Genomic DNA, 26,367 nt, shown 5'->3' on the forward strand with positions numbered 1-26,367 from the left:
GATCAGGGATCGCGCTTGTCTGAGCCGAAGGCGAGTTTGCGCGAGACCCCGCCGTAGTCGAGCACCGCAGGTTGCCCCGTAGCGAAGCGCAGGGGACCCAGACCGCGGGTCGCCTTTTCTTTGGTGACTTTCTTTTGGCGAAGCAAAAGAAAGTTACTTGCCGCCGGGCAACCCCGGCCAGCAAGCCTCAGCCAAGAGCACTCACTCAAACATCAGGCCTTATTAAAAACCCCATCCAACCTCTTATCCCACTTCGCCCCCGGCAACACCTCCGCCAATTGCGAATCGCCGAACGCAAAGGCGCCACGAAGAACCTGCGCCAGCACGGCGCGATAGTCATGATGCGCAGGAAGGTCCCGGCCTTCATTAAGGTGAGAAAGGCCGGTCCATAGCCCATGCCAGCGCCCGCCGGCAACCCGGCTCCCCATGAGCCACATGGCGTTCCCAAACCCGTGGTCCGTCCCGCGGGTGCCGTTCTCCGCGCTGGTGCGGCCGAACTCGCTCATCACCACGACCACGTCGCCAGGCTCCGAAAAATCTTGCCGCAACTGCGCGATGCCGCGCGCGAGGTTGCCCAGGTTATTGGCGAGTTGGCCTGTGGCCGCCCCCTGGTTGGCGTGGGTGTCCCAGCCGCCGGCCGATAAAAATCCCAGCCGCAGTTTTCGGTCGTTGCGCATCAGCGTGCCCAGGTGCTGGGCATCGAGCTGCAGGCCCACCGGGTCGGCCGCGCCGTTGCTGGCAGCCAGCATTTGCGCGTTCAGGGCCTGCTGGTTGGCGGGCGCGCCGTCCCGGTCCAGCTTTCTGTCGGCCATGCGTTTGGCGTCCTGCGCCATCTTTTCGGCCCTGGCAGTTCTTTGTTCAGTGAGTTCCTGCGCGCTCTGCATGCGGCTGCCCGCGCCCTGTCGAAAGGCTTCGCTGAGTTTGTCGTCGCCGCCATACAAGTCCATCAGCGCCTGGCGGGTCTTGTCGTTGCCCAGCACGCCGGTGCGTTCGGCCGACTGGCCGCGCGGAATCAGGCGCACGGCGGAGGCCTGGCCGGCCAGGATGGCGGGATTGGCCTCACCCACACCGAGCGCGACCGCGCCGCTCGCTGCGGCCTTGTCGATCCCCGCCGTGGTGTTCAACCAGCCGGGCGCGCTGCTGGTCTTGCCACTCTGCGCGATTTCCATCTGGTACTGCGCATCAAAGTGCGAGCGGTTAGGCGCAGGCAGGCCGGCTGCGGGCACAAAGCCGAGCACGCCTTGCTGCCACAGCGGCAGGAGCGGCGCCAGCACAGGGTGCAGCGCAAAGGTCCGATCGAGCTTGATGGCGGTTTGCGCCGTGCCGTCGGGCGCGGCGATCGCGATATTGGGGCGCAGCGCGTAGTAGTCCTTGTCCGCATAAGGCACAAAAGCCGACAGGCCGTCATAAGCGCCGCGCAGGAAAACCACGACCAGGCGCCCGTTGCCCAAGCCGGGCACAGCTTGCGCCCACACGCCGGGCACCGCCAGCGACAGGGCGGACAGGGCGCCCATGCCCAGCAGGCTTCGGCGTTGCAGCAGGTTGACCGATAAAGAAGGAATGGGGTCCATGGCTATCCTCGCGCGGTTTATTGATTTACTTACGCATGAAATCGGGGCTGGCCAGCATCAGGCCGGTGCGCATCTGCGCGGGCTCCTGGGCGATGCGCTCGCGCGTCGCGACGCTGAAAAAAGCGTTGAGGTAGGCCGGCTCGGCCGTGCGCTGGGCCAGGCCCACGGCGTAGTCGGCGCGCCGCGTCAGCGCCTCGGGCGCGAGCCAGGTGTTGGCGTCGGTCTTGTAGCCGTCGGGTGTCTGCCAACCGTGCATGGGCTGGCCGGCCTGCGCGAGAAAGCCCAGGGTCTGGCCTATGTCGCGCCTGTCCCTGACGCCGCCGGCCGCGGCGAGCGCCGAGCAGGCAAAGTCCAGCGGGGTCTTGAACAGCTGGTTGTCCTTGGCCCAGAACTCCGGCGACTCGATCAGGCTGCGCATCACCGCGCGCAGGTCGCCCTGGGTGTCGGTAAACACGGCGGCCAGCCGGGCCACCAGCGCGGGCGGCGGTTTGTCGGCTACAAAAAAAGTTGCCAGCCGGCTAGCCACACGACGCGCCGTCTCGGGCCGGCGCGCCAGGTAGCGTATGGCCTCCTCGCCCTCGGCCACGCTTTCGTTGCCGAAGGTGCGACCCAGCAACACCTTGCTGTCCTTGTCGTGCAGCCGCTCGGCAAAGCGAAAGCCTTCGCCGTCCTTGAGGTTGACCGTCCAGCCGGTCAGGATGCGGGCCAGCTCCCGCACGTCTTTTTGCGTGTAGCCGCTGTTCACGCCCAGGGTGTGCAGCTCCATGAGCTCGCGCGCGTAGTTTTCATTGAGGCCGCGGCTGTTGCTTTGCGCCTGGTCCAGGTAGAACAGCATGGCCGGGTGCTTGGCGCTGGCCAGCAGCAGGTCTTCAAAGCGGCCCAGGGCGTGGGCGCGTATCACGTTGATCTCATAGTGGCCGACAAAGGGCCGCACCGGGCCTTTGCCGACAAACACATTGAGGTGGTTGAACCAGAACTCGGTCATGCGCGCGAGCAGCGGGTTTTCCAGTGCCGGGTCGCTGCAGGACATCAGCCGCCAGGCGGCCGCACCCTGTGCCATCTCGCGGCTGAATTTTTCATCGCCCGCGCCGGCATTGGCGGAGGCGGCGGCCATGCCGGGTTTGGGTGTTTCGCGCGCGGTCCGGCGCCTCTCGCGCTCAGCCTGGAAGCTGCGCGCGATGTCGCCGATCGGCGCGTTGATGCCCGCGAGGTCCGCGGGAAGGGTGGGTGGGCGCTTGCTCGCGGCGTAGGCGGCATCGAGCTGCTGCAGTGCCCAGGCGCGCGGTGACGCCGTGGCGGCCTGCGGCCAGGCCGGCGTGGGCGCATAGCCCAGGCGCGAGGCGGCGCGCCAGGTGGCCGAAAGATTGGCCGTGGGAGGTATGGCTTCGGTTTGTCCTTCGGCCTGCGCCGCGGGGCCGGCCAAGCCGGCCAGCAAGGCCGCGAACAGGCCAGCCTTGGTGATTGTCGCTGTGGGCATGTTTTTCTCCTGCGACTCCTTGTAACGCATGCACAGCGCCTTGCGTTGAATGCCGCCCGCAGCTTTACACAGGATTACGCCAGGCCCCCCGCGCCCCGTCCCGGCTTACAGCGTCAGGATGGTGCAGCCCGTGGTCTTGCGGGCTTCCAGGGCTCGGTGGGCCTCGGCCACATCGGCCAGGGCAAAGCGCTGGTCGATCGGGATGTTGAGCTTGCCGCTGGTCACCATGGCGAACAGGTCATCGGCCATTTCCTGGGTGACTTCGCGCGTGGCGATGTGGGTGAACAGCGTGGGCCTTGAAACATAGAGCGAACCCTTGGCCGCCAGCACGCCTATGTCCAGCGGCGGCGTCTTGCCCGAAGCATTGCCGAAGTTGGCCAGCAGGCCGAAAGGGCGCAGGCAGTCCAGCGACTTCATGAAAGTGTCCTTGCCCACCGAGTCGTACACCACCTTCACGCCCTTGCCGCCGGTGATTTCCTTGACGCGGGCCACGAAGTCTTCTTTCGTGTAGTTGATGGCGAAGGCCGCGCCCTGCGACAGGGCCAGCGCGCATTTTTCGTCGGAGCCCGCCGTGCCTATGAGCTGCAGGCCCATGGCCCTGGCCCACTGGCAGGCGATCAGGCCCACGCCACCGGCGGCCGCGTGGAACAGCACGTAATCGCCGGCCTGCAGGCCGCCCTGCGGCTGGGTGCGGCGCAGCAGGTACTGGGTGGTCAGGCCCTTGAGCATCATGGCCGCGCCGGTCTCGAACGAGATCGCGTCGGGCAGCCTGCACACGCACTTGGCCGGCATCACGCGCAGTTCGCAGTAGCTGCCGGGCGGCTGACTGGCATAGGCCGCGCGGTCGCCGGCCTTGAGGTGGGTCACGCCCTCGCCCACGCCCTCGACGACACCCGAGGCCTCCATGCCCAGCTGCAGCGGCATGGCAAAGGGGTAGACGCCGCTGCGCTGGTAGACGTCGATGTAATTGAGGCCCACGGCCTTGTGGCGTATGCGTATCTCGCCCGGGCCGGGCTCGCCCACCGTGACGTCCACCAGCCTGAGCTCTTCGGGACCGCCATGCTGGTTGATGTGTACGGCTTTGGAGGGATATGAGGCCATGGGGGTGTTCCTTGCAGAGGGGAAAAATAAAAACGAAATGAAGACAAAAAAGTGTGGCTGCCATGGTGCCACGAATCGAAATGGGCCGCAGATGCAGGAGCCTATTCCCGGCCCGCCGGCGGAAAACACCGGCGCTTGCTAAAGTCCCCGCATGACCCAGCGCCTGACTCCAGCCACCGCCTCGCTGCTGGTGCTTCCTCCCATGCTCTGGGCCGGCAATGCCGTGGTGGGCCGCCTGGTCACCGGCCTGGTGCCGCCCATGACGCTCAACTTCCTGCGCTGGGCCCTGGCCTTTGTGATCCTGCTGCCGCTGGCCTGGCGCCTGCTCAGGCCCGGCAGCGGCCTCTGGCCCCACTGGAAGCGTTTCGCCGTGATCGGCCTGCTGGGTGTGGGCTGCTACAACGCGCTGCAATACCTGGCGCTCAAGACCTCCACACCGCTCAACGTCACGCTGGTGGCTTCCAGCGTACCCATCTGGATGCTGGTGGTGGGCGCGCTGTGCTTCGGCCAGCCGGTGTCGCGGCGCCAGTTCACCGGTGCCGTGCTGTCGATTGCCGGCGTGCTGGTAGTGCTCTCGCGCGGCCAATGGGAGCTGTTGATGCAGGTGCAGCTGGTGCCTGGCGATCTCTACGTGCTGCTGGCCACGCTGGCCTGGGCGTTTTACAGCTGGCTGCTGTCGCAACCCAGGGAGCCCAGGGAGATTCGCGGCGACTGGGCAGCCTTCCTGATGGCGCAAATCGTGTTCGGCCTGGGCTGGTCGGGCGCTTTCGCCGCCGGCGAATGGGCGCTGACCGATGCGCACATCGCCTGGGGCTGGCCGCTGGCCGCGGCCCTGTTGTACGTGGCCGTCGGGCCCGCGGTGATCGCCTATCGCTGCTGGGGCATGGGCGTGCAGCGCGTCGGTCCGGCCATCGCCGGCTTTTTCTCCAACCTCACGCCGCTGTTCGCCGCTCTGCTCTCGGCCGCCTTTCTCGGCGAGCTGCCTCACCTCTACCACGCGGTAGCCTTTGTGCTGATCGTGGGCGGCATTGTGGTGTCGTCGCGGCGCTGAGGTGAACCGCAATGCCGCAGCAGGGGTTTGATTTTCACAACACTTTGCGAAAAACCGCCGCGTAAAACTTGCCAAGCCCGCGCGGCCTCTTCAGAATCCCTTCCTTGCTTTGAGCCACCGCACAACGAGCACCCTTGTACGGTTTATCCCTTGAAGCCCTAAAGACCATGACCTTGTTCACTCACACCTGACGCACCCTCCACCGCCCCCGGCTGGATGTGGTGCCAACCACACCCAGCCCTGCGGGCGGTCGGTGCCGTGCATTCACGTGTGAAGCGCGCTCCGCCAAACCCCAGGCTGATTTTTCGCCGGGGTTTTTTGCTTTCTGGAGCGCACATGAGTGCTAAAACTTTTTCCCGTGACTTTGCCGCCGGCAAGGTCAAGCATTTGCGGCGCATGAAGCAGCCGCTTGCCTTGACCCTGCAGCTGCCCGCCCCGCGCAACCCCGTGGTGCGGGCCCTCGCCCAGCGTGCCGCCACGTCTGCGGCAGGCAAACATATTCGCAGCAACGGCGCCAACCGCCGGGCTGAAACCGTGGCTTTGCAAAAAGCCCTCAAAAGATTGATTGACTGACATGAAGAACGATATGACAACCGAGACGGTAGCCGCAGCCCGCGTACCGCCTGAGCTGATGCGCGAGCGCAGCGCCCACCTGGCCCTGGTCGCCGCCGAGCTGAAGACCGAGCTCTTCGGCATCGACGACATCATCGACCGGGTGATCGAATCGATCCGCGCCTGGTATGTGCTGCCCCACATCATCCGCCGCCCGGTGATCGTCTGCCTCTGGGGCCTGACCGGCACCGGCAAGACCCAGCTCACGCGCAGCCTGGCGCAAAAGCTGGGCTTTTACGACCGCTTCGTCGAAGTGCAGATGGACGGCTTCAGCAACGGCAGCAGTTGGCGCAGCGCCGACTCCATCAGCGCCATGCTGGCGGAGTCCGGCATCGCCGAGGGCGAGCCCGGCATGCTGGTACTCGACGAGTTCCAGCGCTTTCGCACCGTTGACGAAAAAGGCAAGGACTTCGCCGTCAAGCGCTACCAGGACGTCTGGCAACTGCTGTCCGATGGGCGCCTGCCGCCTTCGCTGTCCTTTCTGCAGGAGCTTGAAGCGTCGCTGGCCTACTCGCTGTACGAGCATGAGCGCGAGGGCAAGGAGGAAGCCAAGCCCGTCGACGGCGTCCCGCCCAAAAAGCTGAAGTTTGCCCTCTCGCCCTACCAGGCCCAGGAGTTCAAGCAAAGCCTCAAGCTCAAGGAGCCGCTGCAGGAGATCATGACCTGGACACCCCAGCAGCTGCAAGAGCGCATGCTGGACTTCAGGGCGTCGACCGAGTCCTGGGAGACCGACTACAGTCGCCTGCTCATCATCGTCTCGGGCAACCTCGACGAGATGTACGAAGGCATGGCCCAACGCGTGGAAGACTGCGACACCGACGCCGATATCTTCCACACGATGACCAAAAAGCTGTCGATGATTGACGTCAAGAAGGCGCTGGGCGAACGCTTCAAACCCGAGCAGATCGCCAGGCTTGGCAACAACCACGTGATCTATCCCTCTCTGAGCCAGGCCACCTATGAGCGGCTGATCCGCGGCACCTGCGCGCGCTATACCGACGAAATGCGGGCCGGCGCCGGGCTGTCGTTTGAGCTGCATGAATCGGTCTACCAGGGCATTTATGCCAATGCTGTGTTTCCCGCCCAGGGCACGCGCCCGCTGTTCTCGTCCATCCACGCCATCCTGAGCGCGCCGCTGGTCAATGCCGCGCTGTGGGCCCTGGAGCAGGACGTGCCGGAGGACGCCACGCTGTACGTCAGCCTGGACGCCGCCACACAATCCCTGCGCGTCAGCCTGGGCGAGGACGGCCCCGGCATCAGCTACCCCGTGCCGCTGGAGCTCAACCAGCTCAAGCAGCGCGCCAGCCCGGACTTCCGGGCCCTGCTGGCCGTGCACGAGGCGGGCCACGGCCTGGCCTACGCGCGGCTGTTCGGCCATGCGCCGCAGGAGGTCAAGATCAATGTGGCCTCTTTCGAGGGCGGCTACAACAGCTATGTGCGCATGAAGGCCGAATCGCGGCAAAGCTGCCTGGACCGACTTTGCGTGGGCCTGGCGGGACGCGCCGCCGAGGCCCTGGTGTTCGGCGAGGACGCCTGCACCACCGGCAGCGAAAGCGACTTCAAGAACGCCACCGCGCTCGCCGCCCGTTTTGTGCGCCACTTCGGTTTCGGCAGCCGGCTGAGCCGCACCGACGTGACCGACAGCACCGATGAAAACCTCAACACCGATGTGGCGCCGACCAATGCCGAGATAGAAGCCCTGCTCACGCAGGCCTACGCGCGCGCCCGCGAGCTGCTCGCGGCCGATTCGGCACTGCTGCTGCAAATCGTGGACGAGCTGCTGGCACAGGGGCAGGTGAGCAAGGAAAAAATGGCCGGCCTGCTGGGTGTGGGCATCGCGAGCGAAGAGCGCATGCTCATGCCCTATGCGGAGCAGCTGCAGGTGTTCAGCCTGCAGCACGAGCTGATGCGGCGGGTGCGTGGCGAGACGGCGACCCTGGAGGTGTCGCTTGAATAACGGGCCCGGGCAAAAAAAAGCACGGAGAGCAGCCCATGCTGCCCGCCGTGCCCAATTTCCACCAACGGAAACTTTTGACTGCCGTGATCAACCCTTGACCGGATGCTCCTTCACACGGCTGACCAGTTGCGTGGGGTTCACAAAGCGCAGTGCGATCAGCAGCCACAGCACCGTGATCGCCATGTAAATCATGGCCATGGCGTCCACCGACTGCCCGGCGCGCACGCCGGCAGCAAACACCGCGTAGTAAAGCGCGACCACCAGGGTCTGCGTGTCGGGGCCGGCGACGAGGAAGGTCAGCTCGAACATGGCCACCGTGCGCACCAGCACCAGCAGGCCGGCCGCCAGCACGCCGGGCGCCAGCAACGGCACCAGGGTGTAGATAAACATCTGCCGCGTATTGGCGCCGAACACGCGCGCGGCCGATTCGATGTTGGTGTCCACCTGCTCGACAAAAGGCGTCATCACCAGGATCACAAACGGCAGCGCCGGGATCATGTTGGCGATGATCACGCCCGGCAGGGTGCCTGCCAGGTGCAGCTGGTACATCACGGTGGCCAGCGGAATACCGTAGGTAATGGGCGGCACCATGAGCGGCAGCAGGAACAGCAGCGTGAGCAGCTTCTTGCCACGAAAGTCCTTGCGCGCCAGCGTGTAGGCGGCCGGCACGCCGATCAACAGCGACAGAAAGACCACCGAGAACACCACCACCACGGTGACCAGCAGCACATGGCTGAGCTGGAATTCCTTCCAGGCCGACACATACCAGGCCGTGGTGTAGGCCTCGGGCAGCCAGGTGCCGAGCCAGCGCGTGGCCACCGAGTTGGTGGCGACCGCGAGGATCAGCAGGCCGACGTTGACCAGGAAGAAAGCGATGACGCCCCAAACCAGCGCGCGCCAGGCGCGGTCGCGCAGCGGGTGGGAATCGTGTGCTGCTGCGCTCATCCCTTGCCTCCGGTGACGGGGCCACGGTAAAACAGCCGGCGCAAGCCCAGGGCCGCGGCAACAATGGCCAGCTGGGCCAGGCCCATGATCATGGCGACGGCCGAGGCCAGCGAATAGTCGTACTGCTCAAAGGCGGCTTCGTAGGCCGCAATGGCGATCACGCGCGTGGTGCCGGCCGGCGAGCCCAGCAGCACCGCGGACGGGAAGACCGAGAAGGCCTGCACAAAACTCAGGCAGAAGGCCATCACCAGGCCCGGCGTCAGCAGCGGCAAATAGATGTAGCGAAAGCGGTTCCAGCCGTCGGCGCCCAGCGTGGCCGCGGCGCGTGGCAGTGCCGGATCTATACCGGTGATGTAGGAAAGGATCAGCAGGTAGGCGAACGGAAAACCGGTGATGACCAGCGAGATCAGCACACCCCAGTAGTTGTGCGTCAGGCGTATCGAGCCCTCATACAGGTTCAGCCAGTGCAGTGCCTGCGCCAGCCAGCCGCGCGGGCCGAAATAGGTCAGCATGCCTTCGGCGATCAGCACCGTGCCCAGGGTCAGCGGCACCACCAGCAGGGTGGACAGCAGGCGCTGGTAAGGGCTTTTGACGCGCGTGGCATAGGCGATCGCGAGCGCCAGGCCGACATTGATGAGCGTGGCCGGCAGCGCCAGCTGCAGGGTGTTGCCTATGGTTTGCCACAGGTCGCGCGTCTGGAAAAAGTGGATGTAGTTCTGCAGCACCCCGCCCTGCGCCGGCTGGAAAGACAGCAACAGGCCGTAGGCAAAGGGATAGACAAAAAACATGATCATCACCGCGGCCGCCGGCGCGACCAGCATCACGGCCGGGTCCAGCGGCGGGCGCGCATGCTGGGCGGCGGGTGTCGGCGTGGCGAGCGCGGCCATCTCAGGACTCCTCCGCATAGACCAGCACCCGCTCGGGCGCCGCGGCCAACATCACGGTGTCGCCCGGCGTGACGGCGCGCGCGGCGCGCACGTACAGCAAATCCTCGAAGGCCGTCCTGACCTGGAGCAACCATTCACGGCCGCCGTATTCCGCGGTTTCCACGGTGCCGGGGAAAGCATGCTCGCCCTCGGCAATCGAGATTTCGTCGGGCCGCACGGCGACCATCACGGTGGCGCCCGCGGGCAAAGCCTGCATGGCCGTGCCCGCCAGGTGCACGCCGCCCGCGCCTTCGACCGTGACGCTGGCACCATCCGCGCGCAGCACGCGGGCCGGCAGCACATTGCGGTAGCCCATGAAGCGCGCCACATCCAGCGTGGCCGGCCGCGCAAACACCTCCTGCGGCGTGCCGACCTGCTGCACCACGCCAAGCTTCATCACCACCACGCGGTCGGCCATGGCCAGCGCCTCGTCCTGGTCGTGCGTCACGTAAACGGTGGAACAACCCTGGGCGCGGTGAATGCGGCGTATCTCGGAACGCATTTCAATGCGCAGCTTGGCGTCCAGGTTGGACAGCGGCTCGTCCATCAGGATCAGCGGCGGCTCGATGACGATGGCGCGCGCGATCGCCACGCGCTGCTGCTGCCCGCCCGAGAGCTGGCCGGGCAGCTTGTCCGCATGGCCCTGCAGCTGCACCGTGTCCAGCGCCGCGGCCACGCGCCTGTCGATCTCGGCCGCCGGCACGCCGCGCATCTTCAGGCCGAAGCCTACATTGCGGCTGACCGTGAGGTGGGGGAACAGCGCGTAGTTCTGGAACACCATGCCGAAGCCGCGCTTTTCCGGCGGGAGCGTGTCTATGCGCTGCTGGTCCAGCCAGATGCTGCCGCCCGACAGCGGCAGCAGCCCCGCCATGCAGTTGAGCGCGGTGGACTTGCCGCAGCCCGAGGGGCCCAGCAACGCGATGAACTCACCGCGCTCTATGGTCAGCGACAGCTGGTCCAGCGCATTGGCCCCGCCGAACTGGCGGCTCACCCCCTCCAGGCGCAGCTGCTTGAACTCGTTTTTTTCCACGGGCCGTCCCGTGGTGTTTGGCATCACCATGTCAAAAACCTTTTTTGGCCCGCGGCGCGGGCGCCTTGTTATTTAGAGCCGGCTTTTATTTACCCTTGCCCGAGCCGATTTCCTGATCCCATTTCTTGAAAGCGGCAACCATGGCCTTGTCGTCCAGCGGCTGGGTGTGCGGCTGCTTGGCGATCCAGTCGGCGTACTCGGGGCGGCCGTATTCCTTGATGATGTCCTGGCTCTTTTGCGGCGCGGCGGTCAGCGGCACGTTTTTCACGGCCGGGCCGGGGTAGAAATAACCGGAGTCATAAGTGAGCGCCTGCTGTTCGGGCTTGAGCAGATAGGCCATCAGCTCCATCACGGCCGCCTGGCGCGCCGGCGGCAAGCCCTTGGGCACGGCCATGTAGTGGGCGTCGTTGATCCAGGTGAAGCCATTGAGCGCCGCCACCTTGAATTGCTTGGGCACCACGCCCAGCGCGCGCGGGTTGATGTCCCAGCCGGTCACGGTGACGGTCATGTCGCGCGAGCCTTCGCCGAGTTCCTTCATGACGGCGCCGGTGCCGGTGGGGTAGTACTCGATGCAGCTGTTGAGTTCCTTCAGGTAGGCCCAGGTCTTGTCCCAGCCGGCCAGGGGCTCTTTGGGATCCTTGTCGCCCAGCAGGTAGGGCAGGCCCATCAAAAAGGTGCGGCCCGGGCCGGAGTTGGCGGGGCGCGCATAGATCAGCTTGTTGGGATTGGCCTTGCACCAGGCCAGCAGCTCGGCCGGTGTCTTGGGCGGCGCCTTGACCTTGTCGGGGTTGTACTCGAGCAGCGGGCCCGCGGGCATATAGGTCACCATCACGGCCTGGCCGTTGGCCAGGTCCTGCATCTTGCGGGCGCTGGGCAGGTAGTTGTCCATCAGATTGGGAAACTTGGCGGCATGCGCGGGCAGCATGGGCTCCCAGAGGTTGAGCGCCATGCCGGCAGCCAGCGCGTCGGTGCCGGTCAGCACCAGGTCGATGTCGGTGCGGCCCGCCGCCTGCATGGCGCGGATTTTTCCGGGCAGCTCGGGCGCGGGGGCCTTGGTGAAGGTGATGCGCGACACCAGGTTGGGATTCTTGGCCGCAAAACTTTCCAGCGCTTCCTGCGTGAGCGCGAGGTTGCCCGCCACGTCGACGACGTTAAGCGTTACCGGCTCCGCATGGGCCGCGCCCGCGAGCGCTGCCAGGATGCCGGCGGCCCGCAGGCCCCCTCCCAGGCGGGACATCAAATGTTTGAACTTCGTCATGGTCTTGTCTCCTTCGTTGTTGCTGTGGACTGAAAACACGAGGCTCGTGGCGGCCTCTTAAAAACGCGGGCTGATGCCGGAAAACCCCGGCTGGTACTTGCGCATCTGCGCCAGGTCGTTGCGGTTGCGTATGCCGCAAGCCAGGTATTGCTGGTGCAGTTCGACCAGTTTGGCCGGGTCGAGTTCCACGCCTAGGCCCGGTGCTGTCGGTACCCTGACAGCGCCCTGCTCAAACTGGATACGGCCGCCCTTGATGACTTCCTCCTCCTGCCAGGGGTAGTGCGTATCGCAAGCATAGGTCAGGTTGGGAATGGCCGCCGCCGCATGCGTCATGGCCATCAGGCTGATACCCAGATGCGAGTTCGAGTGCATGGACATGCCCATGCCAAAGACTTCGCACATGCGCGCCAGCGAGGCCGTGGCGCGCAGGCCGCCCCAGTAGTGGTGGTCCGACAGCAGGATCTTCACCGCATTCAGCGAGGCGTTACGGCGAAACTCGTCCATGGTGGTGACCACCATGTTGGTGGCCAGCGGGCTGCGGCAATGTTTGCTGAGTTCGGCCATGCCTTCGAGGCCCGGCGTCGGGTCTTCGTAATACTCGAGCAGTTCGTCGAGTTCGGGCGCGGCATCTATGCTGGTCTGCAGCGACCAGTTGGCATTCGGGTCCAGGCGCAGCGGGTGCGTCGGGAAGGCTTTGCGCAAGGCCTTGATGCCGGCGATCTCCTCTGCCGGCGTGAACACGCCGCCCTTGAGCTTGATGCTTTTAAAACCGTACTGGCCCACCATGGCCTGGGCCTGCTTCACCAGTTGCTCGGGCGTCACGGCCTCGCCCCAGGCGTCGGGCGCATAGGGTTTGTCCACATGCTCGGCATATTTGTAAAACAGGTAGGCGCTGTAGGGCACGGTGTCGCGCACCGCGCCGCCCAGCAAATCGCAGATCGGCAGGTTCAGCAGTTGGCCCTGCAGGTCCAGCATCGCGACTTCGAGCGCGCTGATGACTTTCTCGGCATTCTTGGCGGTATGCGAGCCCGGGGCGAGCTCAAACTGCACGCCGCCGCCCTGCACCGGCTTGATGCTGGCGCGCACGCGCTGCTCCATCACATTGAGGTCAAAGGGCGACAGGCCCACGGCCAGGGCGCGTGCCTGCTCCAGTGCCAGCAGCATGGGCGCGTCGCCATAGGTTTCGGCAATGCCGAGGCGGCCGTCGGAGGTTTCCAGTTCGATGATGCTGCGCAGCGCCCAGGGCTCGTGGATGCCGCTGGCGTTGAGCAGCGGCCCGTCGCGAAAGGCGATGGGCGTGACGCGGGCGTGCGTGATGCGGATGTCTTTGTTTCTCATGTGTCAGCTTGCCGTGGCTCCGGATTTTTTGACCAGTTCGGCCCAGCGCGCGATTTCGGTTTTCATATGGGCGGCGAGTTCGTCGGGTGAACTGGCGATGATTTCCATGCCGAGCTGGTCGTGCAGCTTGGCGATCACATCAGGCGTCTTGAGGATCTTGGTGATCTCTGCATTGAGGCGCTGCACGATGGGCCGCGGTGTGCCCTTGGGCGCGTAAACCGCCTGCCACGAAGACATCTCGAATTTGGGAATGCCCGACTCGATCATGGTGGGCAACTCGGGCGCCAGCGCGATGCGCTTGCCGGTGGTCACGGCCAGCAGCTTGAGCTTGCCGGCCTGCACCAGCGAGACGGCGGCCGTCATCTGGTCGAACATGAACGGCACCTGGCCGGCCACCACGTCCATCATCGCGGGCGGCGTGCCCTTGTAGGCCACGTGCGAGAGCGGCACGCCTATCAGCTCAGCGAACATCTCGCCCGCCAGGTGTGTGGAGGTGCCCGCGCCCGAGGAGGCGAAGTAGCGCTTGCTGGGGTCGCGCTTGAGCAGCGCCACCAGGTCGGCCACTGAATTGAGGCCCAGCGCCGGGTTGACGATGAGCACATTGGGCAGCATGGCCACCAGTGAGACCGGCTCGAAATCCTTCACTGGGTCGTAGGGCAGGTTTTTGTAGAGGCTGGCATTGATGGCGTGGGTGCTGATGGTGCCGCCCAGCAGCGTGTAGCCGTCGGCCTTGGCCTTGGCGACGTAGCCCGCACCCACGGCGCCGGCCGCGCCGGGTTTGTTGTCGACCACCATCGGCTGGCCCAGGGTGTCAGAGAGTTTTTGCGACAGGGTGCGGCCTATGACGTCGGTGGAACCGCCGGGCGTGAAGGGCACGACATACGAAATCGGCTTGGTGGGCCAGCCCGGCGTGGCAATGTCGGCGGCCAGCGCGCACAACGGCGACGCGGCAAGTGCCGTAAGGCCCAGGCCGCCGAGGCTGCCCAGCGCCTTGCGACGTGTGAAGTGAGTGCTCATCCTGATGTCTCCTGGTATTTATGCTTTGATCGCGCTTTTGATCGCGCTTTTGATTGTTGTTATGTTAGCGCTAACAAATGAGGATGTTAAAGAGCAAAACCCGGCCCGTCAAGTCAGGCGCTGGCTCTTTCGACTATGGAAAACCCGAGGTCGCGAACCTTGGGGCCAGGGTCCAGGCCTTCGACGCGGTCCAGGATGAAACGCGCGGCCTGCCGGCCTATGGAGGTGCCGTCTATGCGCACCGTGCTGAGTGCCGGATGGGTGTGGGCAGCGAAAGGCATGTCGCCAAAACCCATGACCGCCACGTCGCCGGGCACGGCCAGGCCCATGGCCTGCACCTCGGTGACCACGCCCTGCGCAATCACGTCCGAGCCGCAAAACACCACGTCGGTTTCGGGATGTTCCGCCCACAGCTGCGCGAAGCCGGAGCGGCCGTTGGCCAGCGAGGACGGCGCGGGCACCATGCAGGCCGGGATCGCGGCCACGCCCAGGGCCGCGAAGCGCTGCTCAAAGCCCGAGCGCCGCAGCATGGCACGCTGGTCGTCGGCGGTGATCAGCGCCGGCCTGCGGTAGCCCTTGCGGTACAGGTAGTCGGCCACCTCGGCGCCGGCTTTCTCCTGTGAAAAACCCACGATCATGTCGATGGGCGTGGGCGTGATGTCCCAGGTCTCGACGATGGGAATGCCCGAGGCCAGCAGGCGCTTGCGCCCTTCGGGCGAATGCATGATGCCGGTCAGCACGATGCCGTCGGGCCGCCGGCCCACGATGGCGTCTATCAGCGCGTCCTCGCGCGCGCCGCTGTAGCCGCTTTGCCCCAGGATCAGCTGGCAGCCGGCCTCGGCCAGCGCGTCGGTCAGCGCCTGTATGGTTTCCAGGAACACCGGCCCGGCAATGGTGGGCACCAGGGCCGCGACCAGCCGGCTGCGGTTGGACGCCAGGCCGCCGGCGACCAGGTTGGGCACATAGCCGCTGCGCGAAATCGCGCTGCGCACGCGCTCCAGGGTTTCGGGCGAGACCGCCGCCGGCGTATTGAGCGCGCGCGACACCGTGATGGCCGACACGCCGGCCAGGCTGGCCACGTCGCTCAGGGTGATGCCGCCGGTTCCGGGGCGCGGGGCGCGCTTGGCCTTGCGCAGCGTCTCAGAGGGTGATTTCATCCTCGGATGTTAACGCTAACTTGGCGCCCCATCGTGCTCAATCCAGGCCGAACTGTTGCCGGAAGGCCTCGCAAAAGCCGGCGTTGCCGCTCAGCGTCAGGGTCAGCGTGTGCCGGGCCTTGCCGGGCGGGCCGGGCTGCACCACCAGGCGCCCTGCCGCCTCGTCGTACAGCAGCGCCTCGGGCGCCGTCAGCTCGCGCATGCCGTGCAGGTTGTAGTCCCAGTCAAAGCCGTCTTCCAGCGCGCCGCGCCGGCCCGGGAATTCCGCGTGGGCCCAGGCCAGCACCCGCACAACTTCCGCATGGACGGCCGGCACTTGCTCAGGCCAGGTGGAGGCCATGGCCTCCAGCGTGCCCGTGCCGTCATCGCCTTCCGCGTAGTCGAAGTGGAGGTAGTCCAGGCTCAAAACGCAAAGCTCAGTAGGTGCCTGAATAGGCCCCGCCGTCGGCCAGCACGTTCTGCCCCGTCATATAGGCGGCATGCGTGCTGCACAGGAAGGCGCATATGCCGCCGAATTCCTCGGGCGTGCCGAAGCGCTGGGCCGGGATGTTCTTGCGGCGCGCATCCATGATGGCTTCCAGCGGCTGGCCGCTCTTTTGCGCGGCGCCGCTCATGGTGCCGCGCAAACGATCAGTGTCGAAGGCACCGGGCAGCAGGTTGTTGATGGTCACGCCCTGGGCCGCGAGCTTGCTGCGCGCCACGCCGGCCACAAAGCCGGTCAGGCCGCTGCGCGCGCCGTTGGACAGGCCCAGCACATCGATGGGCGACTTGACCGAGCTGGAGGTGATGTTGACGATGCGCCCGAAGCCGCGCGCGGCCATGCCGTCGACCGTGGCCTTGATGAGCTCGATGGGGGTCAGCATGTTGGCGTCCACCGCCTTGATCCAGGCATCGCGGTCCCAGTCGCGGAAGTCGCCGGGCGGCGGGCCGCCGGCATTGGTCACCACGATGTCGAAGTCCTTGCGCACCGCGAACACGGCGGCGCGGCCCTGCACGGTGGTGATGTCGGCCGCCACGTATTGAACGCTGGTGCCGGCGGGCCTGGCCTTGTCTGCCGTGAGCTTTTCAGCGGCGGCCTTCAGCGTGTCCTCGCCACGCGCCACGATCAGCACATGCACGCCCTCGCGCACCAGCGCCTGTGCGCAGCCCAGGCCCAAACCTTTGCTGGCGCCGCAGACCAGCGCCCATTTGCCTGCAATACCCAAATCCATAATAATTCCTCATTACAACCACGGGGGAGAGCGGCTCATGATACTGAGTAAATACAAAACACAGGCGGGGATGGTTATCGCTCCCCTGCTCACATTGCTGCTGACCTTCGGCGCCCCGGCACAGGCCCAGCCGCAAGGCGAGGCGGTGCTGATCAAACGCGAATCACAGCTGCGCGACGCGCCCGGCGACTCGGCCCGCAGCCTGGCGCCGCTGCCGGTACAGACCTCGCTGACACGGCTCGGCGAACGCCAGGGCGCCTGGATCAAGGTGCGCATGGCCGACGGCACCAGCGGCTGGGTCCACATGTTCGACATCACTTCGGCCAGCGCCCCCTCGGGCGGCGCCGCCGGCGGCGCGCTGCGCAGCCTCTCAAGCTTTTTCAACAAAGGCAGCGCGCAGGCGCCTTCGAGCACGGTGTCCACCTCCACCGTGGGCATACGCGGCCTGGGCGCCGAAGACCTGGCCAATGCGCAGCCCAACCTCGCGGCCGTGGCGCAAGCTGACGCCAACCGCGTGAATGCCGCGCAGGCCCGGCAGTTCGCCGGCAGCGCCTCGCTGACCAGCCGCCAGGTCGACCCCCTGCCCACACCAGCCCCACCGGCCGCCTCGCCCAGCGGCGCCGCACCCGAAACGTACAGCCGCTGAGACAAAAACACACAAGAGACAAGAGGCATCGCCATGAATCTTCACCACCTTCCCAAACCGGCGCGCCAAGCGGCCTTTGCACTGGCCCTGCTGGCCGTGCTGCCCTTCAGCGCCCAGGCCCAGGATGCCGGCAAGGCGCTGGGCGGCCTGTTCCAGTCGCTGATACGACCCAACCAGCCCGCGCAGCCGGCGCCCGCGCAACCCAACACCGCCTCGGGCCTGGCCGGCGCGCTGCTGGGCGCCAGCCTCACGCCCGGCGGCCAACAGGCCGCCCAGGGCGGTGACCTGTTCAAGCTGCTATCGCAGTCGCTGGACCAGATCGATGAGCCGCGCGAAATCCAGATCGGCCAGCAGCTGGCCGCCGTGCTGCTGGGCAGCAAGCCGCTTTATCCCGACGTAGCCCTGCAGCGCTACATCAACCAGCTGGGGCGCTGGATCAGCCTGCAGTCCTCGCGCCCCGACCTGCCCTGGACCTTCGCCATCCTCGACGACCCAGGCTTCAACGCCTTCGCCACGCCGGGCGGTTATGTCTTCGTCACCAAGGGCCTGATAGACCGCGTGGCCGATGAGGGCGAGCTCGCCGGCATCCTGGCCCACGAGATCACCCACGTCACCGCCAAGCACCACCTGATTGCCTTGAACAAAAGCGCGCGCGCCGGCTTGCTGACCCAAGTGATCGGCTCGCAGCTCAAGAACGATCTGGGCGGCATGGTGTCCCAGCAGCTGCTGGCGCTGGGCCGCAATATGTACACCAAGGGCCTGGACCAGCAGGATGAATTCGACGCCGACCGCACTGGCGTGGCCCTGGCCACGCGCGCCGGCTTCGACCCCTACGGCCTGGTCGCGGTGCTGCAGCAGCTGCGCACCGCCGCGCCCGACGACGCGCTGTTCGCGCTGTCGCTGAGCACCCACCCGCCGGCACAAACCCGCTTGAACCAGCTCGAGCTGGCCATGGGAACCCGGCTTGACGCTTATGCCGGCCAGCCGTCCGTCACGGTGGCGCAACGCATCAGCGGTACGAACCGCCGGCCCACTGCTCAAGCGCCAGCAAAACAAGCACCAGCGAAAAAAACCAACTAGCGCTCAGCGGCCACCGCGGGTGAACACGAAGATACCCGCGATGACCAGCACCGTCCCAGCCGCCACCCAGGCGGTAAACGGCTCACCCAGGATCAGCACGCCCATCAGGATGGTGGACATGGGGCCCACCATGCCGGTCTGCGCGGCCATGCCCGCGCCTATGCGCTCAATCGCCATCATCACCATGAGCACGGGCGCGGCGGTGCACAGCGTGGCATTGAGCACCGACAGCCAGATCACCTCGGGCGCCACGGCGGCGGCGCTCAAGGGCCGCAACAGCACGAATTGCAGCAGGCAGCACAGGCAGGCCACCGTCGTGGCCAGCCCCACCAGGCGCAGCGAGCCCAGGCGCCTGACCATCTCGCCGCTGTAGACCAGGTAGAGCGCATAACTGACCGCGCTCAGGAACACCAGCAACGCGCCCCAAGCCGCGTCCGCGCCCTGCAGCGTGATCTCGTGGCCGAACACCAGCACCACGCCGCAATAGCTGATGGCCATACCTATGAGCTGCGGTGCGCTGACGCGGCGCTTGTACATGACAAGGCCAAGCAGCAGCACCAGCGTCGGGTTGAGGTACAGGATCAGCCGCTCCAGCGAGGCGCTGATATAGGCCAGCCCGGCGAAGTCCAGGAAGCTCGCGAGGTAGTAGCCGGTGAAACCCAGCCACAGCACGCCCAGCCAGTCCTTGCGCGTGAGCGGCGCCTTGCCGCGGCTGGCCCACCAGGCCATCAGCGCGAAGATCGGCAGCGCGAACAGCATGCGATACATGATCAGCGTGACCGCGTCCACGCCGTAGCGGTAGGCCAGCTTGACGATGATGGCCTTGCCGCTGAAGGCGATGGCGCCCAAGGTGGCCAGCAGCAGGCCGGGCGCAAGGCTTTTGGGGGCCGCTGATGTCGGGGCGGTGTTGGATGGGCTGCTCAAAATCGCCCGCTTAAAAACCCACGGCCTGGCCGTCGCGCCGCGCATCGCTGGCCGCCACATAACCTTCGGTCTTGGGATTGCCGGCGCGCCAGATGAACTGGCCGGCGCCGAAGTCCTGGTAGGAGTCGTTGATGACTTCCACGCGGTGGCCGCGTTCCGTCAGTCCCTGCACGGTGCGCGCGTCCATCGCCGCCTCGACGTTGATTTCCATGCCCGCGTTGTAGCGCCAGCGCGGCGCGTCACAGGCGGCCTGCGGGTTCTGGCCGTAGTCCAGCATGCGCACCAGCGTCTGCATATGGCCCTGGGGCTGCATGTTGGCGCCCATCACGCCGTAGCTCATGACCGGCTGGCCGTCCTTGCTCAGGAAGGCCGGGATGATGGTGTGGAAAGGCCGCTTGCCCGGCGCGACCTGGTTGGCGCCCGGCTGCAGGCTGAAGCCGTGGCCGCGGTTTTGCAGGCTGATGCCGAACTCCGGCTCCACGCAGCCCGAGCCGAAGCCCATGTAGTTGCTCTGGATGAAGCTCACCATCATGCCGTCCTCGTCGGCCGCCGTGAGGTAAATCGTGCCGCCCTTGACGGGGTTGCCCGCGCCGAAGTCCTGTGCCTTTTTCATGTTGATGAGTTTGGCACGGGATGCGAGGTAGGCGTCATCGAGCATTTGCTCGGCCGTCACCGCCATTGACGAAGGCTCGGCCACATATTTGTAAACGTCGGCGAAGGCCAGCTTCATGGCCTCGATCTGCAAATGCTGGGAATCCACCCCGTCGACCGGCAGGCCGGCCACGTCGAATTTATCGAGGATGCCCAGCGCGATCAACGCGGCAATGCCCTGGCCGTTGGGTGGGATCTCATGCAGGGTGTAGCCCCGGTAGTCCTTGCCTATCGGCTTGACCCATTCGGGCTTGTAGCTTTCAAAATCCTTTGCCGTGATACTGCCGCCGTTTTGCGCCGAGAACTTTTCAATCGCCTGGGCAATGGTGCCGCCGTAGTAGGCCGCGCCCTTGGTCTCGGCGATGGCGCGCAGCGCTTTGGCCGCGGCCTTGAACTGGAACAGCTCGCCGACATTCGGCGCACGGCCCCAGGGCAGGAAGGACTGCGCAAAACCGGGCTGCGACTTCAGCTCGGCGGTCGCGGCCGCCCACTTCTGCTGCACCACGGTCGGCAGCAGGTAGCCGCGTTCGGCGATCTCCACCGCCGGCTCCATCAGGTCGGCGAAAGGCAGCTTGCCGAAACGCTCGCTCAGGGCCACCCAGCTCGCAACCGCGCCCGGCACGGTGACCGCGTCCATGCCGCGCTTGGGTGGCGTGGCGGCATCCGCACCGTACTTGCGGCGGAAGTAGTCGGGCGTCCAGCTTTGCGGCGCGCGGCCCGAGGCATTGAGGCCGTGCAGTTCCTTGCCGTCCCACAGGATGCAGAAGGCGTCGCTGCCCAGGCCGTTGCTTACGGGCTCGACGATGGCCATGGCGGCCGCGGCCGCGATGGCGGCGTCCACCGCGTTGCCGCCCTTGAGCATCATGCGCAGGCCGGCCTGCGCGCCCAGCGGGTGCGAGGTCGAAACAACGTTGCGCGCGAACAGCGGCAGGCGGGTGGAGGTGTAGGGGTTGCTGAAATTGAAGTTCATGTTGGACTGGCTGTTGAAGGCGAGGCAAAGCAGGGGCGGACGTCTGCGCCATCCGCAGAAGAATTCATATCCACAGATTTCGCAGATTTACGCAGATTGAAAACAAGGCGCCTGTATTTGGAACGCGGGCTTGGGAAACTCATATTCAGGTTCACCAAGGATGGCCATAGCTGTACCCATCGTTGTAAAGCCTTATACGTCTCGCTTCTCTTTAATCTGCGTAAATCTGCGAAATCTGCGGATGAATCAATCTGCGGATGAATCTGACTCAATCCGCGGTGATTTTCCGCTCGGCAATGATTTTCTTCCACTTCGCGGTATCGGCCTTGACCATGGCCGCAAAGGCCGCAGGCGTGCCGCCCGTGGGCTCCGCGCCCAGCCGGGCGAAACGGTCCTTCACGTCGGCATCGGCCAGCGCGGCGTTGACGGCCTGGTTGACCTTGGCCACCAGGTCCGGCGGCATGCCCTTGGGGCCGTACAGGCCGAACCAGGTGACCGACTCGAAGCCCGGCAGGGTTTCCGCCACCGTCGGCAGTTCGGGCGCGAGCGAAGTGCGCTTGAGCGTGGTGACCGCGAGCACGCGCAGCTTGCCGTCCCGCACATGGGGCATGCCGGTGACAAAGGAGTCGAAAAGCACGTCGACCTTGCCGCTGATCAGGTCCGGCATGGCCAGCGCCGTGCCGCGATAGGGAATGTGCAGGATGAAGGTGCCCGACTGGGCCTTGAAGTATTCGCTGGTCAGGTGAACGATGGTGCCGTTGCCGCTGGAGGCATAGTTCAGCCGCCCCGGGTTCTTGCGCGCGTGGTCTATGAATTCGCGCATGGTCTTGGACGGCGAGGAATTGGGCACCAGCACCACGTTGGGCGAGCTCGCCACATAGGCGATGGGCGTGAAGTCGGTCTCGGCGTTGTAGGAAATTTTCGGGTTGATGGCCGGGCCTATGCTGTGCGTGCTCGAGGTGGCCAGCAGCAAGGTGTAGCCGTCCGACGGCGACTTCGAGGCGGTGTCGGCGCCTATGGTGCCGCCCGCGCCCGGCCGGTTGTCGACGATCACCGGTTGGCCTATCTTTTCGCCGAGTTTTTGCGACAGCGCGCGCGCCAGGATGTCGGTCGCGCCGCCCGCCGGGAAAGGCACGATCATGCGGATCGGCTTGGAGGGATAGTTCTGGGCCATGGCGGGACCCGCGAAGGCAGCCGCCAAAACCGAGGTAAAAACTGCCGCGAGGTGAATGATATGTTTACGTTTCATTCAGCGATTGTGCAACGGTTTTGAACGCCGATTACCTTGCGATCGGGCAAAACAAAAGGCACCCAAGGTGCCTTTTGTACCGAATGGGGACTGGGCCCCTGGGTTAGCGATCAGTCCTCGACGAAGGCCTCTTCGCGCTTGTTCTTGACCGAGGGCAGCAGCACGATGATCAGCAGCAGCAGGGCGGCGCCCAGCAGGCCGGCCGACAGCGGACGCGTGACGAACACGCTCCAGTCGCCGCGCGACAGCAGCAGGGCCCGGCGCAGGTTTTCTTCCATCATGGGGCCCAGGATGAAGCCCAGCAGCAGGGGCGCGGGTTCGCAGCCCAGCTTGACGAAGAGGTAGCCGATCACACCGAAGATGCCGACCATCCAGACGTCGAAGGTGTTGTTGTTGGTCGAGTACACGCCGATCGCGCAGAACAGCACGATGGCCGGGAACAGGTAGCGGTAAGGCACGGTCAGCAGCTTGATCCACATGCCGATCAGCGGCAGGTTCAGGATGATCAGCATGGCGTTGCCGATCCACATCGAGGCGATCAGGCCCCAGAACAGTTCGGGGTTGCTGGTCATGACCTGCGGGCCGGGCTGGATGTTGTGGATCGTCATCGCGCCCACCATCAGGGCCATCACGGCGTTGGGCGGAATACCCAGCGTCAGCAGCGGGATGAAGGAAGTCTGCGCGCCGGCGTTGTTGGCCGACTCGGGCGCGGCCACGCCGCGGATATTGCCCTGGCCGAAAGGCACTTCGCCCTTTTTCATCCTGATCTTCTTTTCCAGCGCGTAGGCCGCGAAGGCCGCCAGCAAGGCGCCGCCGCCGGGCAGAATGCCGAGCGCCGAACCCAGGAAGGTGCCGCGCAGCACGGCCGGCGTCATGTCCTTGAAATCCTGCTTGGTGGGGAACAGGCCCGACACCTTGGCAGTAAACACCTCGCGCTCATGCTCGGGCTGGGCCAGGTTGCTGATGATTTCACCGTAGCCGAACACACCCATGGCGATGGTCACAAAGCCGATGCCGTCGGTCAGTTCGGGAACGTCGAAGCTGAAACGCGCGACGCCGGAATTCACGTCGGTGCCCACCAGGCCCAGCAGCAGGCCCATCACGATCATCGCGATCGCCTTGAGCAGCGAGCCCGAGGCCAGCACCACGGCGCCGATCAGGCCCAGCACCATCAGCGCGAAGTATTCGGCGGGGCCGAACTTGAAGGCCAGCTCGGTCAGCGGCGGCGCGAAAGCCGCCAGGATCAGCGTGCCCACGCAGCCGGCGAAGAAGGACCCCAGGCCGGCCGCGGCCAGCGCGGGCCCGGCCCGCCCTTTTCGCGCCATCTGGTAGCCGTCAATACAGGTCACCACCGACGAGGACTCGCCCGGCAGGTTAACCAGAATAGCCGTGGTGGAGCCGCCGTACTGGGCGCCGTAGTAAATACCGGCCAGCATGATCAGCGCCGAAACGGGCGGCAGGGCGTAGGTCGCCGGCAGCAGCATGGCGATGGTGGCCACGGGGCCGATGCCCGGCAGCACGCCGATCAGGGTACCCAGCAGGCAGCCGATAAAGGCATACACCAGGTTGATGGGCGTGAACGCCACGCCAAAACCCAGCGAGAGATTTGCAATCAGATCCATTTTTTATATCTCCTTAGCCGATGAAGAAAGGCCACACCGGGAACTGCAGCTTGAGCAGGACGACAAAGGCAAGGTAGCTGCCGACGGCCAACACGGTCGCAAGGATGAAGGTGTTTTTCACTTTCCAGCCGTCTTCGGCCATGCTGGAAACAAAGGTCAGCGCGTAGATGGCCACGATCATGCCCATGGGGGGCAGCTTGATGCTGGGCAGGCCGCCCAGCAGCACGCCGAAGATCAGGTTGGCCAGGATGATGTAGGCCAGCGGCTTCCAGGCCCACTTGCCGATCTTGTCGCCGCCCACGGCTTCCACCACCAGCGCCTTGAAGGTGATGGCCGCGCCCAGGATGGCCATCAGCACGCCCAGCATCAGCGGGAAGTAGCCGGGGCCCATGCGGGCGCCCTCGCCCACGTTGTAGGTCGTAGCCCCCCATGCGAACGCCACGCCGACGCCCATGAACATGAGGCCGGAGAAAAAGTCTTTTTGACTCTTGATATTCACGGCTGTCTCCTCAATACATACATAAAAGTAAAAGAAAGAATCGCTGGATTGTGCATTCAATCCCCCGGCCCCGACATGTGGCTTTCACTTACCTTTCATTTATCTTTGGCTTACCCCTCACTTACATGAAGGCCGGGCGCCGTGAAAAGCCGTGAAAACCCTCGGTATCACCATTTCCAGAACGTGTTTACGGCCGAAACAGCGGCCGCCTTGAGGCCGCGACCGGGTTCTCAGGACAAGGGGGGCGTGGAGGCCAGGATTTCGTCGATGGTGGTCAGGCCCTCGGCCACCTTCAGCGCGCCGGCCAGCCGAAGCGGGCGCATACCTTCGCTGACCGCCTGCCGCCGCAGCGCGTCGATATTCGGCTCCTTGGAAACCTTTTCCTTGAAGCCCTCGGTGACCGTGAGCAATTCATACAGCCCCATGCGCCCGCGGAAACCCGTCATGCGGCAGTCCACGCAGCCCACCGGCTTGTAGGGCCGGTAGCCGCCGCTGATCTGCCAGGGTTTGACCAGTTCGGCCAGGGTTTCGCGCGCGGCGCCCTCGTCGGGCTCGCGGCAACTGGGGCACAGTGTGCGCACCAGCCGCTGGGCCAGCACGCCCAGCATGGTGGCATTGATCAGGTAGGCAGGCACGCCGAGCTCCATCATGCGCGAGACCGCCGAGGGCGCATCGTTGGTGTGCAGCGTGCTGAAGACGAGGTGGCCGGTGAGCGCCGCCTGCACCGCCATCTCGGCGGTCTGCAGGTCGCGGATTTCGCCCACCATGATGATGTCCGGGTCCTGCCGCATCAGCGCGCGCAGGCCCTCGGGGAAATCAAAGTCCAGGTGCGGCTGCACCTGTGTCTGGTTGAAGGAGGCTTCAATCATTTCGATCGGGTCTTCGATCGTGCTGACGTTGACCTCTTCGGTGGCCAGGCGCTTGAGCGTGGAATACAAGGTGGTGGTCTTGCCCGATCCGGTCGGCCCGGTGACCAGGACAATGCCGTGGGGGCGCTTGACCAGCGCCTCCCAGCGGTCGGCATCGTGCTGCGAAAAGCCCAGCGCGTCCAGGTTCTTGACCGTGGTGTCCGGGTCGAAAATCCGCATCACCATTTTTTCGCCGAAAGCCGTGGGCAGCGTCGACAGGCGCATTTCAATTTCGTCGCCGCGCGGGTTGCGCGTCTTGATGCGTCCGTCCTGCGGGCGGCGCTTTTCCACCACGTCCATGCGGCCCAGCAGCTTGATGCGCGCCGTCATCGCGTTGTGCACGCCCATGGGCAGCTGGTACACCGGGTGCAGCACGCCGTCGATGCGAAAGCGGATCACGCCCTGCTCGCGGCGCGGCTCCAGGTGGATGTCGCTGGCGCGCTGGTCGAAAGCGTATTGCCAGAGCCAGTCCACCACCTGCACCACGCCCTGGTCGTTGGCGTCCAGCTGCTTGTTGCTCTTGCCCAGCTCCACCAGCTGCTCGAAACTCGCCGAGCCCGAGCCGCTGCCCGACTTGATCGCGGCCTTGACCGATTTGGCCAGCGCGAAAAACTCGGCCGTGAACTTGGTGATGTCCAGCGGGCTGGATACCACCAGGCGTACGCTGCGCTTGGCCTGGCGCTCGACTTCCTGCACCCAGTCGGTGATGAAAGGTTCCGACGTCGCGATCACCACCTCGCTGGGCGTGACCTGCACCGGCAGCACCTTGTGGCGCTCGGCATACATGGCCGACATGGTGTCGGCCACCTTGCCCACGTCCACCTTGAGCGGGTCTATGCGCAGATAGGCCAGGCCTGCCCGGCCCGCCAGCCACTGCGACATGGTTTCGATATCCAGCGGTTTGCCGTCGGCCACGCGCGTCATGCCCACGCTGGCCAGCCGCATCAACGGCGGCTGCGCACTCTGCACCTGCGAGCAGCGCGCGATGGTGCGCTGCGCCTCGGTGGCGCTGATCACGCCATCCTCGCCCAGCCACTCAACCAGGGTGCGCCAGTCCAGCGGGCCGGCGTGGCCTTTTTTCGTATGCGTATCACGGTGGGGCTTGGTATGGGTCACGGCGCTCATGGGTCGCACTGTACCCCATCCATCATGGCTTTTGCTACCCGC

23 protein-coding genes are annotated in these 26,367 nt (G+C 65.5%); 5 read left to right on the forward strand and 18 right to left on the reverse strand.

Features of this window, described 5'->3' with window-relative positions:
• Positions 1 to 212: 212 nt before the first annotated feature.
• From ACEN8I_RS22840 to ACEN8I_RS22850, 3 genes are all read right to left on the reverse strand, one after another.
• On the reverse strand, positions 213 to 1,571 hold the full coding sequence (locus ACEN8I_RS22840; protein ID WP_413330925.1) for a DUF1501 domain-containing protein: 1,359 nt from the start codon (positions 1,569 to 1,571) through the stop codon (positions 213 to 215).
• Positions 1,572 to 1,596: 25 nt separating this feature from the next.
• On the reverse strand, positions 1,597 to 3,048 hold the full coding sequence (locus ACEN8I_RS22845; RefSeq protein ID WP_413330926.1) for a DUF1800 domain-containing protein: 1,452 nt from the start codon (positions 3,046 to 3,048) through the stop codon (positions 1,597 to 1,599).
• Positions 3,049 to 3,153: 105 nt separating this feature from the next.
• The gene (locus tag ACEN8I_RS22850; protein ID WP_413330927.1) at positions 3,154 to 4,149 is read right to left on the reverse strand and encodes a quinone oxidoreductase family protein; all 996 of its coding nucleotides are present in this window, start codon (positions 4,147 to 4,149) and stop codon (positions 3,154 to 3,156) included.
• Positions 4,150 to 4,300: 151 nt separating this feature from the next.
• Here ACEN8I_RS22850 and ACEN8I_RS22855 point away from each other — a divergent pair, with 151 nt between their 5' ends.
• The 3 genes from ACEN8I_RS22855 to ACEN8I_RS22865 all read left to right on the forward strand — a co-directional run bounded on the left by ACEN8I_RS22855 (position 4,301) and on the right by ACEN8I_RS22865 (position 7,769).
• Positions 4,301 to 5,200, forward strand: a complete 900-nt coding sequence (locus ACEN8I_RS22855; protein ID WP_413330928.1) for a DMT family transporter — start codon at positions 4,301 to 4,303, stop codon at positions 5,198 to 5,200.
• A 336-nt stretch (positions 5,201 to 5,536) separates the two neighbouring features.
• A complete protein-coding gene (locus ACEN8I_RS22860; protein WP_413330929.1) occupies positions 5,537 to 5,773 on the forward strand; it encodes a hypothetical protein in 237 nt (78 codons plus the stop codon).
• Between the two features lie 13 nt (positions 5,774 to 5,786).
• On the forward strand, positions 5,787 to 7,769 hold the full coding sequence (locus ACEN8I_RS22865; RefSeq protein ID WP_413330931.1) for an AAA family ATPase: 1,983 nt from the start codon (positions 5,787 to 5,789) through the stop codon (positions 7,767 to 7,769).
• 87 nt (positions 7,770 to 7,856) lie between these two features.
• Here the strand turns inward: ACEN8I_RS22865 and ACEN8I_RS22870 are convergent, their stop codons facing one another.
• The 9 genes from ACEN8I_RS22870 to ACEN8I_RS22910 all read right to left on the reverse strand — a co-directional run bounded on the left by ACEN8I_RS22870 (position 7,857) and on the right by ACEN8I_RS22910 (position 16,651).
• Positions 7,857 to 8,714: an ABC transporter permease gene (locus tag ACEN8I_RS22870; protein WP_413330932.1), complete on the reverse strand. Its 858-nt coding sequence runs from the start codon at positions 8,712 to 8,714 to the stop codon at positions 7,857 to 7,859.
• Positions 8,711 to 9,601 carry an ABC transporter permease gene (locus ACEN8I_RS22875; RefSeq protein ID WP_413330933.1) on the reverse strand — a complete coding sequence of 297 codons (891 nt, stop codon included), beginning with the start codon at positions 9,599 to 9,601 and terminating at the stop codon, positions 8,711 to 8,713. The genes ACEN8I_RS22870 and ACEN8I_RS22875 overlap by 4 nt, the downstream gene beginning before the upstream one ends.
• Before the next feature lies 1 nt (position 9,602).
• The gene (locus tag ACEN8I_RS22880; protein WP_413330934.1) at positions 9,603 to 10,700 is read right to left on the reverse strand and encodes an ABC transporter ATP-binding protein; all 1,098 of its coding nucleotides are present in this window, start codon (positions 10,698 to 10,700) and stop codon (positions 9,603 to 9,605) included.
• A 55-nt stretch (positions 10,701 to 10,755) separates the two neighbouring features.
• Positions 10,756 to 11,907 carry an ABC transporter substrate-binding protein gene (locus ACEN8I_RS22885; RefSeq protein ID WP_413330958.1) on the reverse strand — a complete coding sequence of 384 codons (1,152 nt, stop codon included), beginning with the start codon at positions 11,905 to 11,907 and terminating at the stop codon, positions 10,756 to 10,758.
• A 78-nt stretch (positions 11,908 to 11,985) separates the two neighbouring features.
• The gene (locus ACEN8I_RS22890; protein WP_413330935.1) at positions 11,986 to 13,266 is read right to left on the reverse strand and encodes a glucarate dehydratase family protein; all 1,281 of its coding nucleotides are present in this window, start codon (positions 13,264 to 13,266) and stop codon (positions 11,986 to 11,988) included.
• A 3-nt stretch (positions 13,267 to 13,269) separates the two neighbouring features.
• Positions 13,270 to 14,283, reverse strand: coding sequence for a Bug family tripartite tricarboxylate transporter substrate binding protein (locus ACEN8I_RS22895; protein ID WP_413330936.1), 1,014 nt, complete (start codon positions 14,281 to 14,283; stop codon positions 13,270 to 13,272).
• A gap of 113 nt (positions 14,284 to 14,396) precedes the next feature.
• On the reverse strand, positions 14,397 to 15,440 hold the full coding sequence (locus tag ACEN8I_RS22900) for a LacI family DNA-binding transcriptional regulator (protein ID WP_413330937.1): 1,044 nt from the start codon (positions 15,438 to 15,440) through the stop codon (positions 14,397 to 14,399).
• A gap of 37 nt (positions 15,441 to 15,477) precedes the next feature.
• On the reverse strand, positions 15,478 to 15,846 hold the full coding sequence (locus ACEN8I_RS22905) for a hypothetical protein (protein ID WP_413330938.1): 369 nt from the start codon (positions 15,844 to 15,846) through the stop codon (positions 15,478 to 15,480).
• Between the two features lie 10 nt (positions 15,847 to 15,856).
• On the reverse strand, positions 15,857 to 16,651 hold the full coding sequence (locus ACEN8I_RS22910) for an SDR family oxidoreductase (protein WP_413330939.1): 795 nt from the start codon (positions 16,649 to 16,651) through the stop codon (positions 15,857 to 15,859).
• A gap of 70 nt (positions 16,652 to 16,721) precedes the next feature.
• On the opposite strand from ACEN8I_RS22910, the gene ACEN8I_RS22915 reads away from it, so the two are divergent.
• Both ACEN8I_RS22915 and ACEN8I_RS22920 read left to right on the forward strand, forming a co-directional pair.
• Positions 16,722 to 17,297: an SH3 domain-containing protein gene (locus ACEN8I_RS22915; protein ID WP_413330940.1), complete on the forward strand. Its 576-nt coding sequence runs from the start codon at positions 16,722 to 16,724 to the stop codon at positions 17,295 to 17,297.
• Between the two features lie 33 nt (positions 17,298 to 17,330).
• Positions 17,331 to 18,377 carry a M48 family metalloprotease gene (locus tag ACEN8I_RS22920; RefSeq protein ID WP_413330941.1) on the forward strand — a complete coding sequence of 349 codons (1,047 nt, stop codon included), beginning with the start codon at positions 17,331 to 17,333 and terminating at the stop codon, positions 18,375 to 18,377.
• A gap of 3 nt (positions 18,378 to 18,380) precedes the next feature.
• Here ACEN8I_RS22920 and ACEN8I_RS22925 read toward each other — a convergent pair whose 3' ends face one another.
• From ACEN8I_RS22925 to ACEN8I_RS22950, 6 genes are all read right to left on the reverse strand, one after another.
• A complete protein-coding gene (locus tag ACEN8I_RS22925) occupies positions 18,381 to 19,301 on the reverse strand; it encodes a DMT family transporter (protein WP_413330942.1) in 921 nt (306 codons plus the stop codon).
• A 10-nt stretch (positions 19,302 to 19,311) separates the two neighbouring features.
• Positions 19,312 to 20,922 carry a gamma-glutamyltransferase gene (gene ggt / locus ACEN8I_RS22930; protein WP_413330943.1) on the reverse strand — a complete coding sequence of 537 codons (1,611 nt, stop codon included), beginning with the start codon at positions 20,920 to 20,922 and terminating at the stop codon, positions 19,312 to 19,314.
• Positions 20,923 to 21,190: 268 nt separating this feature from the next.
• Positions 21,191 to 22,171 carry a Bug family tripartite tricarboxylate transporter substrate binding protein gene (locus ACEN8I_RS22935; RefSeq protein WP_413330944.1) on the reverse strand — a complete coding sequence of 327 codons (981 nt, stop codon included), beginning with the start codon at positions 22,169 to 22,171 and terminating at the stop codon, positions 21,191 to 21,193.
• 110 nt (positions 22,172 to 22,281) lie between these two features.
• Complete coding sequence (locus ACEN8I_RS22940; protein ID WP_413330946.1) at positions 22,282 to 23,793, reverse strand: tripartite tricarboxylate transporter permease; 1,512 nt, start codon at positions 23,791 to 23,793, stop codon at positions 22,282 to 22,284.
• A gap of 13 nt (positions 23,794 to 23,806) precedes the next feature.
• Entirely contained in the window at positions 23,807 to 24,292 is a 486-nt protein-coding gene (locus ACEN8I_RS22945) for a tripartite tricarboxylate transporter TctB family protein (protein ID WP_413330947.1), read from the reverse strand.
• A 230-nt stretch (positions 24,293 to 24,522) separates the two neighbouring features.
• Entirely contained in the window at positions 24,523 to 26,325 is a 1,803-nt protein-coding gene (locus ACEN8I_RS22950; protein ID WP_413330949.1) for a GspE/PulE family protein, read from the reverse strand.
• Positions 26,326 to 26,367: the final 42 nt, after the last annotated feature.

The sequence above is a fragment of the Polaromonas sp. CT11-55 genome (assembly GCF_047303325.1).
Taxonomy (GTDB): domain Bacteria; phylum Pseudomonadota; class Gammaproteobacteria; order Burkholderiales; family Burkholderiaceae_C; genus Polaromonas.